The 468-nt window shown below is 46.2% G+C and carries 1 pseudogene; it reads right to left on the bottom strand.

Annotated features, from left to right (window positions below):
- Positions 1 to 468: pseudogene (locus ACP3VS_RS24255) on the bottom strand (hypothetical protein); the annotation flags it as partial.

Here is a 468-nt window from a genome sequence, read left to right on the forward strand (position 1 = left end):
CTGACGCAGTTGCTGTTTGACTTCGGCTACTTTGGATTGTATCTGGGTTTTCACGTTCACTACTTGCTTTTTGACTTGGTCTACTACACTTCCTACTGGACCTTTCAGCACGTTTTGAACACCTTCAGCGACACTCTTAACTACTCCGGCACCTTTATTTACTAATTTTCCGCCTGTTGCCGCCCAGCCCGCAAACGGAATCATCGCGCCAAAGGAAAGGGCCGCATTGACCTTGTCACCTCTAGCCAGATAAATAATGCCATTCACGCCATCCGCTATTTCGCCGAAACCTGGGATTAATCCTACAAGATCTAATCCTACTTGTAGCGTATTCAATAGATTTTTAGGTTTTACAGCATTTTTCACTGCCTTGGTGGTTGCTTGCGCAGCTTTTTTCACCACTGGTAGTACCTTTTCCTTCACTACCTGCTTCGTTTGTTTGACAGCGGCCTTTACCTGTTGCTTGGC

It is taken from the genome of Lysinibacillus sp. VIII_CA (assembly GCF_049943995.1).
Taxonomy (GTDB): Bacteria; Bacillota; Bacilli; order Bacillales_A; family Planococcaceae; genus Lysinibacillus; species Lysinibacillus pinottii.